This is a genomic window from Thiolapillus sp. (assembly GCF_048562965.1).
Classification (GTDB): Bacteria; Pseudomonadota; Gammaproteobacteria; order Chromatiales; family Chromatiaceae; genus Thiolapillus; species Thiolapillus brandeum_A.
Window position 1 is genome coordinate 1 of the sequence record NZ_JBHNMF010000049.1, and the last position, 13,633, is coordinate 13,633.

A 13,633-nucleotide genomic window follows, 5' to 3' on the forward strand; every position below is an offset into this window, starting at 1 on the left:
GTACGCGGCTACTCAGGCCTTTCCCTCCGCCCATGGGATCACGGGCATAATCATCCAGCAGATCGAGCAGGGCTTTCTGATGCGAGGGATCCCGATAATCTGCAACAACTATGCCGGTCATTTCCTGTTGATGTCGCTGGCGACGTAATTGTCGGGGATCAGGATCGTGGGCTGACGCTGGTTTTCGTCCTGCCAGGGATAGTCCCGGTTGAAATGCAGGCCGCGGCTTTCACGGCGGCGCATGGCGGAAAGGATGATAAGTTCTGCCACGTCCGCGAGGTTGCGCAGTTCCAGCAGGTCGTTGGTGACCCGGAAGTTGCTGTAATACTCGCGGATCTCGTGCTGCAGCAGGTTGATGCGTCGCCGCGCCCGTGCAAGACGTTTGTTGCGGCGCACGATGCCCACATAGTCCCACATGAAACGCCGCAGTTCATCCCAGTTGTGGGCCACCACCACGGCTTCGTCCGAATCCGTCACCCGGCTTTCATCCCAGTGAGGCAAGGGTGGCAGGGCATTTTCTGCCTGTTGCAGCTTCCCGGCAATATCCTCGGCGGCCAGTTCGCTGAACACCAGGCATTCCAGCAGGGAGTTGCTGGCCATGCGGTTGGCGCCATGGAGTCCTGTGTAGGCCGTTTCGCCCACGGCATACAGTCCTTCGATATCGGTGCGGGCTTTCCTGTCCGTCCAGATGCCTCCGCAGGTGTAATGGGCAGCGGGCACCACCGGGATGGGTTCCCTGGTGATATCGATACCCAGTTCCATGCACTTGGCGTAAATGGTCGGGAAATGGGCGCGGATGAAATCGGCATCCCGGTGGCTGATGTCCAGGTAGACGCAGTCCAGGCCATGAAGCTTCATTTCGTTGTCGATGGCGCGGGCAACGATATCCCGTGGCGCAAGTTCGCCCCGCTCGTCGTAGGCATCCATGAAACGCTTGCCGTCGGGCAGGACCAGGATGCCGCCTTCGCCGCGTACAGCCTCGGTGACGAGGAAGGACTTGGCGTTGGGATGATAGAGACAGGTTGGATGGAACTGGATGAACTCCATGTTGGCGATACGGCAGCCGGCACGCCAGCCCATGGCGATACCATCGCCGGTGGCTACATCGGGATTGCTGGTGTAGAGATAGACCTTGTTGGAGCCGCCGGTGGCCAGCACGACACTATGGGCGCCGATGGATTTCACCCGGTCTTTTTTCAGGTCCAGAAGGTAGGCGCCGTAGCAACGCCTGGCCTGCTTCCCCTTGTCCCTGGGGGTGCATATGAGGTCGATGGCAATGTGGTGTTCCAGCAAGGTGATATTGGATTGCTGTCGTGCCCGGTCTTCCAGGCTCAGTTCCACCACGCGACCGGTGGCATCGGCCGCATGGATGACCCGGCGGTGACTGTGGCCTCCCTCACGGGTGAGATGATAGCCGGACGATCCGGTTTGGGGCTGCTGAGTGAACTCCACGCCCTGGTTCAGCAGCCAGCGGATGTTCTGGGGTCCGTTTTCCACCACCAGCTTGACCACTTCCTCATCGCAGAGATCCGCACCGGCGCGGAGGGTATCCTGGATGTGTGATTCCGTGGAATCTGCCTCATCCAGGACCGCAGAGATGCCTCCCTGGGCGTATAGGGTATTTCCCTCGGCCAGTTCCCGCTTGGATACCACGGCAATACGGGTTTCTGGCGGCAGACGCAGTGCCAGACTGAGACCGGCCGCGCCGCTGCCGATAATTAAAACATCATAGTCGGTTTTTTTTGACATAATAGGGGCTGCTAATTTTTTGGGTATTGGCCACCGGGTTCAGACCAATTAAGTATTCATGAAACAGAACTTTATAACAATAAGAATGTCACATTGGCATAAGAAGCAAAAGCCATTGATGTGTGGCTCGGGAAGTGAGCCATGACTTCAAATGCCGAGGCTGACCTCAAATTGGTTGAAAAGGTCAAGAAAGGCGATAAGAAGGCTTTTGATCTGCTGGTGCTGAAATACCAGCAGAAGGTGGCAAATATCATCTCGCGCTACATTCACGACAGCAGTGAGGTGTTCGATGTCAGCCAGGAGGCCTTTATCAAGGCCTACCGGGCGCTGCCGAAGTTTCGCGGTGACAGCGCATTTTATACCTGGCTGTACCGCATTGCCATCAATACCGCCAAGAATCATCTTGCCGCCAAGGGCCGCCGGCCACCGGCAGATGATGTCGAGGCGATAACGGCAGAGCAGATGGATTCTGGTGCGAGGCTGAAGGAATTTGATACGCCCGAGCATCTGCTGCTTCAGGACGAGATTGCCCGCACCATTCGGGATGCCCTGAACGATCTGCCGGATGATTTGCGTACGGCTATCAGCTTGAGAGAGCTGGAAGGGCTTAGCTATGAAGAGATTGCCCAGGCGATGGATTGTCCCATAGGTACGGTCCGCTCACGTATCTTTCGTGCCAGAGACGCCATCGACAAGAAACTGCGACCATTACTGAATTGAACGAGAATACACATGTCTGAAAACGGAAACAAAAAAGAAGACGACTTCCTGTCTGCTGTTATCGACAATGAACTCAGCGAGATGGAGATGCTGAGTGTGAGTCATCGTGTCAGCGGAGATCAGGAACTCAGAGAGACTCTGATCCGTTATCAGCTGATCAGCGACAGCATTCGTGGTGAAGACATCAATCTTTCTTCCATGGATCTGGTCAGTTCCGTGAGCCGTCATCTCGAGTCAGAGCCGACGGTACTGGCTCCACTGAAATCACGCCGGCACCTGCCCAAATGGGTTCAGCCGGCAGCCGGCGCCGCGCTTGCGGCTTCCGTAGCAGCGGTGGGTATCCTGCTGGGTCCCCAGTTCATCAATGGCAGCCAGCATCAGACGCCGGCCAGCAGCGGTTTGCGGGTGGTGGCGCAACCGGTTGGCAAGGTGGCGCCTGCCCCCGCACTTGTGGCGAAGCAGGAAAATCACTGGAAAACCATCGAAGACAAGACGCGCACCCGTCTGACTAATTATCTGGAGCAGCACAGCCAGTACGCTTCCGCACCGGGCGGTGTTCAGGGCGTCATGCCTTATACTTCTTTCGTCAGCTATGGCAAACCGCAGAAGTAAGCCGGTGAGAGAGGGATTTCTGGCGCTGCTGCTCTTCCTGTCGGTGACAGGATTTGCAACCGAGGAGAACAGCGGCAACGAGGCAGTGCAATGGCTGGAAAGAATGAACAAAGCAGTCATCAGCATGGACTACGAAGGCCATTTCGTTTACCAGTGTGGCACATCGTTGGAGGCAATGCGTTTGCGCCACCAGATTGGCCTGAATGGACCTCTGGAATCCCTGTCTTCGCTGACAGGTGTGCCCAGGGAAGTGGTGCGCGACAGCGAATCCATTACCATCATCACCAACAGGAATGGAAAACTTCATATCACCCAACAGCCGGCGGCGGGCAAGCTTTCTCCCTTAAAATCCATTCAGCCGGAAAAACTGTTGCAGAATTACCGGATTACATTGGGTGGAAGTGTGCGTATCGCCGGTCGTCCCGGCGTGGTAATCAATCTCGTGCCCAACGACAGTCTGCGTTACGGCTATCGTCTGACGCTGGACAAACTGAGCGCGTTGCCTCTCGATCTGACCGTGGTGGATGACAAGGGAAACATTCAGTCCCGCATCATGTTTACCGACATCAAGATCACCGATATCGATCTTGTGTCACTGCAGGATTCAGTTGGTACGACAGGTATGGAAAACCCCCTGATGCTCGCCAATCTGGAAGCAAACATGGGCAACGCCGAAATCACCAGGAAGCCGGCCCTGGCGCCTGTACAGCCAAATGAAACGGTTTGGGATCTCCGTTCCCTGCCATCCGGTTTCGATCTTGTCCGCCACCAGAAATCCCCTCAGACAGGCCTGGAGCATTTTGTGTTTTCCGATGGCCTGGCAACGGTTTCTGCCTATCTTGAACCCCTGGACAGCGAAAAGGCATTCGAGGGTTATACCAATCTTGGCTCCGTTCGTGTGCTCGGACGGCGTCTGAAGGACTATCAACTGACCATCGTAGGTGAGGTGCCTAAAAAAACCCTCAAGCTGATGGCTGCCAGCATTCAGTACCACAAGTCCTGAAACAGTTACGATCCATCGCAGGAGGTTTCTGACAGCATGTTGGAGGAAGAAGGAATCGTATTGTCCGTCAATGGAGACACCGCCGAGGTTGTCGCCGAGACAAAATCGGCCTGCGGTTCCTGTTCAGCCAAGAGCGGCTGCGGCACCTCACTGCTTGCCAGTATGTTTCCCCAGCGAAAACGTTCCTTTCTGGCCGCCAATCCTGTCAGTGCCCAGGAGGGTGACCGCGTAGTCATCGGTCTGGATGAATCTGCTATGCAGATTGCTTCGCTCCTGGTCTATATGGCCCCCTTGCTGGGGCTGATCGGTGGCGCTATCCTGGGCAACTGGCTGATGCCGTCCCTGCTGTCGGGATTCACCGAAATTGGCAGTATTGCCATGGGTATCGCCGGTTTTGTTCTGGTCTTGATGATGGTACGGAAAATCAGTCCCCGGTTGTCAGGGAGCAGCCGCTATCAGGCGCGGATACTGCGGGTTTTACGGATAAGTCCGATATCTGTTGAAGGCATCAAACTAATGGGTAATCAAATCGATGGGAAATAGATCCAAGCAAATTGCAGCCATTTTTCTTTGTTTCTTTGCAGTCCTGGGCAGCATCCAGGCAGGCAGTCTGCCGGATTTCACCGAACTGGTCGAGCGCAACGCACCGGCGGTGGTCAATATCAGTACGGTTTCCCATGGCAAGCAGGGTTATCATCAGTTTCATACGCCGGAGAACATGCCCATACCGGAAAACAGTCCCTTCAACGATCTGTTCCGGCGTTTTTTTGATGAGGAAGGTAAAGGTGAGATGCCGCCAGAGGACAGTGAGTCCCTGGGATCCGGCTTCATTATTTCCAAGGATGGCTATGTCCTCACCAACCATCATGTGGTGGATGGTGCGGATGAAGTCATTGTGCGGCTGAGCAACCGCAAGTCTTATGAAGCCAGGGTGGTGGGGTCAGATGAAGCCAGTGATATCGCTTTGCTGAAAATCGACGCCGACGACCTTCCCGCCGTGCGTATTGGCAACAGCAAGAACCTCAAGATTGGCGCCTGGGTGCTGGCTATCGGCTCGCCTTTTGGATTTGATGCCACTGTGACCGCAGGTATTGTCAGCGCCAAGGGCAGAAGCCTGCCCAGCGAAAACTATGTGCCCTATATCCAGACCGATGTGGCGATCAATCCGGGCAATTCGGGTGGTCCCCTGTTCAATCTCGATGGTGAAGTGGTGGGTATCAATTCTCAGATTTTCAGTCGCTCCGGTGGTTTCATGGGGCTTTCTTTCGCCATTCCCATCGAACTGGCGATGAACGTCGTGGATCAGTTGCGCAAGGATGGGCATGTGACCCGAGGTTATCTTGGTGTGCTGATTCAGGATGTCGACCGCAACCTTGCGGAAACCTTTGGCATGAGCCGTCCCCAGGGTGCGCTGGTCGCCAGGGTGATCAAGGATTCACCGGCAGCCAAAGGCGGTTTGCGGGTCGGTGATGTCATCCTGATGTTCAATGATCAGCTGTTGCGCAACTCTTCGCAGTTGCCGCCACTGGTGGGGACCATGGCCGTGGGAGAGGACGCCAGGCTGAAGGTGCTGAGAAATGGAAAGGAAATCGAACTGACCGTGCGTATCGCCGAACTGCCGTCGGAAGAGGCGCAGGAACAACCCGAAGAGGCAGCCGCACCGGACGCGGCCAAGAGCAACAGGCTGGGACTGGTATTCTCTGAGCTTACAGCGGAAGAAAGGAAAAAACTGGAGCTCTCGAATGACGAAGGTGTGCGGGTTGAAGAAGTCCACGAAGGACCTGCAGCGTCGGCGGGTGTCGATCCTGGCGACGTGGTGCTGATGGTGGATGGCAGGAAGATTTCCAGTCTTGCTCAGCTGCAGCAGATCATTAAGGCCGTGCTGAAAGGAAAAACAGTGGCCATGCTGCTGCTCAAGCCTCAGGGACCGGTATTCGTCGCCTTGCGTGCGCCTGACTAGTATTGAGAGGGCCTCAGGCTCCGGAAGTCTGCAAGCAAATCTGCCGGGAAAAAAAAGTCAATCCGGAGTATCATTCGCCGTTGCTGATTTTTCCGTGGATTGGGTCTGATGGGGGAAGCCTCCAGGCTGGAATTCCGAGACTCCCGAGGACTGATGTCTAAACTTGATCACATTCGAAATTTTTCCATCATTGCGCATATCGACCATGGAAAATCCACCATTGCAGACCGTTTCATACAGATTTGTGGTGGCCTGACCGAAAGGGAAATGGAAGCCCAGGTGCTCGATTCCATGGATCTGGAGCGTGAACGCGGTATCACCATCAAGGCGCAGAGTGTCACCCTGGATTTCGTCGCCAAGAATGGCGAGACCTACAAGCTGAATTTCATCGATACCCCCGGCCACGTGGATTTTTCCTACGAAGTGTCCCGTTCACTGGCCGCCTGTGAAGGTGCGCTGCTGGTGGTGGATGCCGCTCAGGGCGTGGAGGCCCAGAGCGTGGCAAACTGTTATACCGCGATCGAACAGGGGCTGGAAGTGGTGCCGGTGCTGAACAAGATCGATCTGCCTTCCGCGGAACCGGAAAGAGTGATTACCGAGATCGAGGAAATCATCGGTATCGAGGCGGAAGACGCCCTGCGGGTCAGTGCCAAGACGGGATTGGGAATCGAGGAATTGCTGGAAAGCCTCGTAGAGCGCATTCCTTCGCCCAGGGGTGATCCTGATGCGCCGCTGCAGGCGCTGATCATCGATTCCTGGTTTGATCCCTATGTTGGCGTCATCTCCCTCATCCGGGTAATGAATGGCAGCATCAACCGTCGTGACAAGTTCGTGATCATGTCAACCGGACGCACCTATCAGGCGGAAAAAGTCGGCGTGTTTACGCCAAAGCGTACCGATACCAAAAGCCTGGAAACCGGTGAGGTGGGCTATGTCATCGCCGGCATCAAGGAGATCGATGCTGCTCCAGTGGGGGATACCATCACCCTTGCCGACAATAAGGCGGCTGAGCCGCTGCCGGGTTTCAAAGAGATGCAGCCCCGGGTGTTCGCAGGCCTGTATCCCATCAGCTCGGATGACTACGAGAATTTCCGGGAAGCCCTGAGAAAACTGCGCCTGAACGACGCGGCCCTGCATTTCGAGCCGGAAACTTCCCAGGCGCTGGGTTTTGGCTTCCGCTGCGGTTTTCTGGGTATGTTGCACATGGAGATAATCCAGGAACGCCTTGAGCGGGAATACGATCTCGACCTGATCACCACCGCGCCCACGGTCATCTACGAAGTGGAGAAAACGGATGGCGAGGTGGTGATGGTGGATAATCCTGCCGATCTGCCTGATCCAGGCCAGATTGCAGAAATTCGCGAACCCATTATCGAGGCGCATATCCTGGTGCCCCAGGACTATCTGGGCAATGTCATCAGCCTGTGTATCGAGAAACGCGGTGTGCAGAAAAACATGCAGTATCTGGGCGGCCAGGTGCAGCTCGTGTATGACCTGCCCATGAACGAAGTGGTGCTCGACTTTTTCGACCGTCTCAAGTCTGTCAGCCGGGGTTACGCATCCTTCGAATATGAGCTGGACCGTTTTCAGGCAGCTAACCTGGTGAAGCTGGATATCCTCATTAACGGTGAGCGTGTGGATGCCCTTTCTCTTATCGTGCACAGGGATTATGCGGAAAGCCGGGGCAGGGAGCTGACGGAAAAGATGAAGGAAATCATCCCCCGGCAGATGTTCGAGGTGGCCATACAGGCGGCACTGGGGAGCAAGATCATCGCCCGCTCCACGGTGAAGGCCTTGCGGAAGAATGTCACCGCCAAGTGTTATGGCGGTGATATTACCCGCAAGCGCAAACTGCTGGAAAAACAGAAAGCCGGCAAAAAGCGCATGAAGCAGGTAGGGCGGGTGGAGATTCCCCAGGAAGCTTTCCTGGCTGTACTGAATGTTGGCAAGGACAAATAACCTCTGTTTGGAACTGAAGATATTATGAAAGAAGAAAAACAAACATCCGTCTATGAAATCGTTTTGCTGATTGGTGTTGCAGCGGTTTTTATATGGCTGTTGTCTGCCTTTGGCATAGAGCCTGCACTGGTTTTTGCCACGGTGATTTCCGGGCTGATCTGGGGAGCTTACCTGTTGTTCCGGGGAAAGCGGAAACCGGAAGCGGGGAAGGAGAAGGCCAAAGAACCCCTGATGGTGGATTATGCACGATCCTTTTTTCCCATTTTTCTGTTCGTGTTGCTGCTCAGGGCGTTCGTGGTCGAACCCTTTCGCATTCCTTCGGGTTCCATGATGCCCACTTTGCTGGTCGGTGATTTCATACTGGTCAACAAGTTCGCCTACGGGCTGAGAGCCCCGGTCACCAAAACCAAGTTTGTCGATATTGGCGAGCCGGAGCGGGGTGATGTGGTGGTTTTCCGCTATCCGCGAGACCCCAAGCTTGACTATATAAAGCGCCTGGTGGGTTTGCCCGGTGATCGTATCGCTTACCGAAACAAGGTGTTGTATGTCAACGGCAAAGCCATGCCGCAAAGCAAGGTGGGTCTTTACGATGCTGTCGGATCGGGCATCCGGATGCGGGGTAGCTGGGAACTGAAGGAAGACCTGGAGGGCGTGGAGCATTCCATATTGATCAATCCCCGTGTGCCGGACTTCGGCCCAGGCTGTCAGGTTCTGGCGCGAGGTGAAATCACCGTTCCGGAAGGTCACTATTTCATGATGGGAGACAACCGCGACAACAGTAACGACAGCCGCTGCTGGGGTTTCGTTCCGGAAGAGAATTTGGTTGGAAAAGCCTTTGTGATATGGTTGAGCCTGGACTGGAATCGCTCCGGGATCTTTGACTGGTCCCGCATTGGCGAAGTGATAGAGTAAAAGGGGAACAGAGATGCAGTATCTGAAAAAACCGCAGCAGGGGATGAGTATCACCAGCTGGATCATGGCAATCGCCATCGTTTTGTTTTTTGTGCTGCTGGGCGTGAGGATGGTGCCCAGCTACCTGGAATTCCACTCCATGAGTAAAATTCTCGAGGGTATCAAGGAAGATCCGCAATACAGGAAAGTGGCTCCCAAGCAGTTGCGGAAGATATTCAATCGCCGTATCGACATCAATGGCATTTATGATTTTGATCAGAAGAACCTGAAGATCGACCGCAGCAAGGGCAAGACCAGCATGATTCTGGACTATGAGGTGCGCAAACCGATCGCGGGGAATGTTGAAGTGGTCATGAGTTTCCACAAAGAGGTGGACTGGAAATAGTTCGGTAACCCGGGTGGCAGATCTCAACAGATTGCAACGCAGGCTGGGATATGAATTCAGGGACGAGTCCCTGCTTCTGCAGTCTCTGACACATCGCAGTGCCGGTTCCAGAAACAATGAGCGCCTGGAGTTCCTTGGCGATGCAATTCTGGGATTCGAGGTGGCCGAAAACCTGTGTCGCCAGCATCCCAATGCCAGTGAGGGGGAGCTCAGCAGAGCCCGGGCACAACTGGTAAAGCGCGAAACCCTCGCCGGTGTTGCCAGGAGGCTCGAGCTGGGAGACTACCTGATACTGGGTACAGGCGAATTGCGCAGCGGGGGTCAGACCCGGGACTCTATCCTCTCTGACGCAGTGGAGGCCATCATTGCGGCCGTTTTTATGGACGCCGATATGGAAGCAGCCCGAGCACTGGTCAGACGTATTCTGAAGGACCAGATTGCCAGAATTTCACCGGAAGCCCAGCCCAAGGACTCCAAGACCCAGTTGCAGGAGTATCTCCAGGCGAGAGGTAAATCCCTGCCCGTCTATGAAGTCATTAGCGTAGAAGGCAGTGCCCATGAACAGCAGTTTATTGTCGAATGCCGAGTCGAGAGTCTCGGGTTGACGGCGCAGGGGGAGGGTTCGAGCCGGCGCAAGGCGGAACAGCTGGCCGCTTCCAGGGTGCTGGCCAGGACTGGAGTTGTCACATGAAGCATCGGGCCGGACACTTGGCATTGGTGGGCCGTCCCAATGTGGGTAAATCAACCCTGCTCAACCATTTTCTGGGGCAAAAGCTGGCGATCACTTCCCACAAGCCCCAGACAACCCGCCACAGTATTCTGGGCATCAGCACGCTGAAGGATGGTCAGATCGTTTATATCGATACACCGGGTATACATCAGCGGGGCAACAAGGCCATGAACCGCTATCTGAACCGAACTGCCACCAGCACCCTTTCCGGTGTGGACCTGGCGGTGTTCATCGTCGACAGCAATCACTGGACCGAAGAAGATGAAATGGTGCTGCAGCGGATACAGAACAGTGGCCTGCCTGTCATTCTTGTGGTTAACAAGATCGATACCCTGCAGCGGCGAGAGGAGTTGCTGCCGGTGCTGGCCAGGCTCTCTGAAAAGACGGGACTGACCACCGTTATCCCCGTCTCTGCACGCACCGGCGACAATTGTGAACAGCTGCAGCAGGCGATTCTGGAAATGCTTCCCGAAGGGGAGAATCTCTATCCCGAAGACCAGATCACTGATCGTCCGGAACGCTTTTTTGCCGCAGAACTGATTCGGGAGCAGATCACCCGGCGCTATCACAAGGAATTGCCGTATTCAGCCACCGTGGAAATCGAAGAGTTCGACGTACAGCCCCATATCTACCGCATTGGCGCCATCGTCTGGGTGGAACGGGACAACCAGAAAGGCATCCTGGTGGGGAAAGGCGGTCTTGCACTCAAGGAGACTGCAACGGAAGCCCGGAAGCAGCTGGAAGATTTCTTCCAGACCAAGGTGTATCTGCGCCTGTGGGTGAAAGTGAAAAAAAGCTGGTCCGCCGATCAGGCCAGTCTCAGCCGATTGGGATATTCCGAGTAAAGGGCATTCACCGTTGCCCGGGGATCTGACACCTGCTTATGTACTACATGCCCGCAAGTACGGGGAACGGCATTTACTGGTGGATATGCTGACACTTTCCGCCGGCAGGACTTCCCTGATGGTGCGTGGCGCGGCTTCAGCAAAGAGCAGACGACGTGGTCTGCTGCAGCCGTTTACTCCTCTGCTGGTTTCCTGGTCGGGACGTGGCCGGATTCCCAATCTGAAATACGTGGAACAGCATTCCCGCCATGACCCGCCACAGGGCAGGGCACTGTTCAGCGGTTTTTATCTGAATGAGCTGTTGGTGCGGCTCATTGGTCCAGACGAACCGGTGCCTGACCTGTTTTTCCGTTATGAGAAAACCATCGAAAGCCTGGGGGCCGGGGGAAATCTCGAGAGGCTGTTACGTACTTTCGAGCTGGAACTTTTGCAAACCCTGGGTTATGGAGTGGATCTTCTGCATGAAGGACAATCTGGTGCAGCCGTCCGGTCTCAGGCCTGGTACAGCTATGAGCCGGAACTGGGGCTGAGAGAGGCAGCCAGCGGTCACAAAAACAGGATTTCCGGGGATACGCTGATCGCTTTGGCACATGGACAGTTGATGGATGTCCGCCAAAGCAGAGAGGCGAAAGAACTGATGCGGCGGATACTGGGTTATTATCTGGGTGACAGGCCATTGAAGAGCCGGGAGCTTTTTTCCGCTCTGTCCCGGGACTGAACAGAAACATCGGCAGGAGAAAAACTGATATGCAGCATGAGAAACTGCTAGGGGTAAACATCGATCATGTCGCAACCTTGCGTCAGGCTAGAGGTACACGCTATCCGGAACCCGTACAGGCGGCACTGGTTTCAGAGCAGGCAGGGGCAGACGCCATTACCCTGCATCTGCGGGAAGACCGCCGCCATATTCAGGACAGAGATGTTGAGTTCCTGAAAGATATCCTGCAGACACGCATGAATCTGGAAATGGCGGCCACCGAAGAGATGCTGCTCATCGCACGGCGCATACAGCCTGCAGATTGCTGTCTGGTGCCGGAAAAGCGCGAGGAGCTGACGACGGAAGGTGGTCTGGACGTAGCCGCAAGCATTCCGCATTTGACCGACTACTGTGCCGGGCTGGCTGAATCAGGGGTTCGTGTGTCATTGTTCATTGATGCCGACACACGTCAGCTCGAAGCTGCTGCTGCGATCGGTGCGCCGGTGGTGGAAATCCACACCGGGCATTTTGCGGATGCACAAAGTGCGGAGCAGCGTGCGCAGGAACTGACCAGGATCGTTGAAGGGGTGAGGCTGGGTGAGTCCCTGGGGCTGCAGGTCAATGCCGGTCATGGTCTGGACTATCACAACGTCACACGGATCAGTGATATCGAAGGTGTCAGAGAACTCAATATCGGTCATGCCATCATTTCCCGGGCTGTCTTTACCGGTCTTGATCAGGCAGTGAGAGAAATGAAAAGGCTCATTCAATCCAGTTCTGCGTGATACTGGATTAGGCGCTGCATTTCCGAGTTGGTTTCTTTCAGTTCCTGCGCGGTTATTTCCGCATTTTTATTCTGGACGGCCACTTGCAGGCGGTTCAGGGATGCGGACAGGGCGGGCACCGCGCAGATGGCTGCAGCCCCCTGCAGCTTGTGAATGTTCTGCCACAATGCTTTCCAGTCCTTCTCTTCGACCAGCCTGGCTATTTCTTCCATACTGTCTTCCAGGCTTTCCACCAGCTGATTCAGCATGGTGGTGGCGATGCGGGGCGAATTTCCAGTAATACGCATGGCCTGGGGCCTGTCATAGACGGGAAGTTGGCGGCGGCTGAGAAATGCCTTTTGTGCCGAAGACTTGAATCCTTCCGGACCACCATCTTCCTTGAAAAGGAATTTCGCAATCACCGAAAGCAGGTCTTCTTCCTCGATGGGTTTGATCAGGAAGGTATCGAAGCCGCTGTTCTCGATTTCCGCTCGGTTCCGGCCCATGGCATCCGCAGTCATGGCGATGAGGGGCAGTGTCTTTGCTTCCGGTATCTGCCGGATCTGCGCCACGGCCTCCAGTCCGTTGAGGTTGGGCATGTGGATATCGATGAGCGCGATGTCTATGGGCATGTCCCTGACTGCTTCCACTGCCTGAGCACCATCCTCGGTACAGATAACGGTGGCTGCGTAATTGCCCAGCACGTTACGCATCAGTTTGCGGTTGATGTCATTGTCATCTGCGACCAGTATGCGGGTGCCGCTAAGCCAGTCAGCCGGATGGCTTGGGGCAGGTTCCGCGTACTTGCCGGTTCCTGTTTCACTGTCAGAAAGCAGAATATCGTTTATTGCCTGGGCGAGTATGCCTGGCCGTATCGGTTTGCTCAGGCAGCGCGCTGCACCCAGATCGGTGATGTGGTTCATGACGTCCTGATCGGAGCTCCCCAGCAGTACCAGCACGGGTATGGAAGCATACTGGATGATGTCTTCCAGTTCCTGAGCCACGGTTTCGCTAGTGAATGCTTTGGCGGTGACTGCCAGAATGATAAACTCCGCGCTTTCTCCCTGCTTCAGGGCTGAAATGGCGTTCTGGTAGGTCGTGATTTCATGAGAAGTGACGTCGAGGTCGGGCAACATGTTCCTGAGCGCAGCCTGGTATGTCGGGTTTGGTTCCACCATCCAAAGTTTGCGTCCCGCCAGCAGGCTGTTAGTCGGTATGTCGGGCTGCTGGGCACTTCCTTTTTTAAGTTCGATATAAAATTCGTAACTACTCACCCCTATCAGCATAGAGCTGTCCC

At 55.2% G+C, this 13,633-nt stretch carries 14 protein-coding genes; 12 read left to right on the top strand and 2 right to left on the bottom strand.

Annotated features, from left to right (window positions below; all coding sequences use genetic code 11):
• Window positions 1–117 precede the first annotated feature (117 nt).
• Window positions 118–1,749: an L-aspartate oxidase gene (gene nadB, locus ACOCD2_RS04760; protein ID WP_293645191.1), complete on the bottom strand. Its 1,632-nt coding sequence runs from the start codon at window positions 1,747–1,749 to the stop codon at window positions 118–120.
• 141 nt (window positions 1,750–1,890) lie between these two features.
• On the opposite strand from nadB, the gene rpoE reads away from it, so the two are divergent.
• The 12 genes from rpoE (at window position 1,891) to pdxJ (ending at window position 12,357) form a co-directional block, all read left to right on the top strand.
• Window positions 1,891–2,469 (top strand): RNA polymerase sigma factor RpoE, encoded by a 579-nt coding sequence (rpoE, locus tag ACOCD2_RS04765; RefSeq protein ID WP_293645193.1) that lies wholly within the window; start codon window positions 1,891–1,893, stop codon window positions 2,467–2,469.
• A 12-nt stretch (window positions 2,470–2,481) separates the two neighbouring features.
• Window positions 2,482–3,081 carry a sigma-E factor negative regulatory protein gene (locus ACOCD2_RS04770; protein WP_293645195.1) on the top strand — a complete coding sequence of 200 codons (600 nt, stop codon included), beginning with the start codon at window positions 2,482–2,484 and terminating at the stop codon, window positions 3,079–3,081.
• Between the two features lie 4 nt (window positions 3,082–3,085).
• Window positions 3,086–4,084, top strand: coding sequence for a MucB/RseB C-terminal domain-containing protein (locus ACOCD2_RS04775; protein ID WP_293645197.1), 999 nt, complete (start codon window positions 3,086–3,088; stop codon window positions 4,082–4,084).
• Between the two features lie 36 nt (window positions 4,085–4,120).
• The gene (locus ACOCD2_RS04780) at window positions 4,121–4,627 is read left to right on the top strand and encodes a SoxR reducing system RseC family protein (protein WP_293645199.1); all 507 of its coding nucleotides are present in this window, start codon (window positions 4,121–4,123) and stop codon (window positions 4,625–4,627) included.
• On the top strand, window positions 4,617–6,044 hold the full coding sequence (locus ACOCD2_RS04785; protein ID WP_293645201.1) for a DegQ family serine endoprotease: 1,428 nt from the start codon (window positions 4,617–4,619) through the stop codon (window positions 6,042–6,044). The genes ACOCD2_RS04780 and ACOCD2_RS04785 overlap by 11 nt, the downstream gene beginning before the upstream one ends.
• 153 nt (window positions 6,045–6,197) lie before the next feature.
• Window positions 6,198–8,003 (top strand): translation elongation factor 4, encoded by a 1,806-nt coding sequence (gene lepA, locus ACOCD2_RS04790; RefSeq protein WP_293645203.1) that lies wholly within the window; start codon window positions 6,198–6,200, stop codon window positions 8,001–8,003.
• Between the two features lie 24 nt (window positions 8,004–8,027).
• The gene (gene lepB, locus ACOCD2_RS04795; RefSeq protein ID WP_293645205.1) at window positions 8,028–8,915 is read left to right on the top strand and encodes a signal peptidase I; all 888 of its coding nucleotides are present in this window, start codon (window positions 8,028–8,030) and stop codon (window positions 8,913–8,915) included.
• A gap of 13 nt (window positions 8,916–8,928) precedes the next feature.
• Window positions 8,929–9,300, top strand: a complete 372-nt coding sequence (locus ACOCD2_RS04800) for a DUF4845 domain-containing protein (protein WP_293645207.1) — start codon at window positions 8,929–8,931, stop codon at window positions 9,298–9,300.
• A 13-nt stretch (window positions 9,301–9,313) separates the two neighbouring features.
• A complete protein-coding gene (gene rnc, locus ACOCD2_RS04805; RefSeq protein ID WP_293645209.1) occupies window positions 9,314–9,991 on the top strand; it encodes a ribonuclease III in 678 nt (225 codons plus the stop codon).
• Entirely contained in the window at window positions 9,988–10,875 is an 888-nt protein-coding gene (gene era / locus ACOCD2_RS04810) for a GTPase Era (RefSeq protein WP_293645211.1), read from the top strand. The genes rnc and era overlap by 4 nt, the downstream gene beginning before the upstream one ends.
• 13 nt (window positions 10,876–10,888) lie before the next feature.
• The gene (recO, locus tag ACOCD2_RS04815; RefSeq protein WP_293645213.1) at window positions 10,889–11,593 is read left to right on the top strand and encodes a DNA repair protein RecO; all 705 of its coding nucleotides are present in this window, start codon (window positions 10,889–10,891) and stop codon (window positions 11,591–11,593) included.
• Between the two features lie 29 nt (window positions 11,594–11,622).
• Window positions 11,623–12,357, top strand: coding sequence for a pyridoxine 5'-phosphate synthase (gene pdxJ, locus ACOCD2_RS04820; RefSeq protein WP_293645215.1), 735 nt, complete (start codon window positions 11,623–11,625; stop codon window positions 12,355–12,357).
• Here the strand turns inward: pdxJ and ACOCD2_RS04825 are convergent.
• Window positions 12,339–13,633: response regulator (locus ACOCD2_RS04825; protein WP_293652396.1), on the bottom strand; the 1,295-nt coding region annotated here is incomplete at its 5' end. The two genes, pdxJ and ACOCD2_RS04825, sit on opposite strands and share 19 nt — an antisense overlap.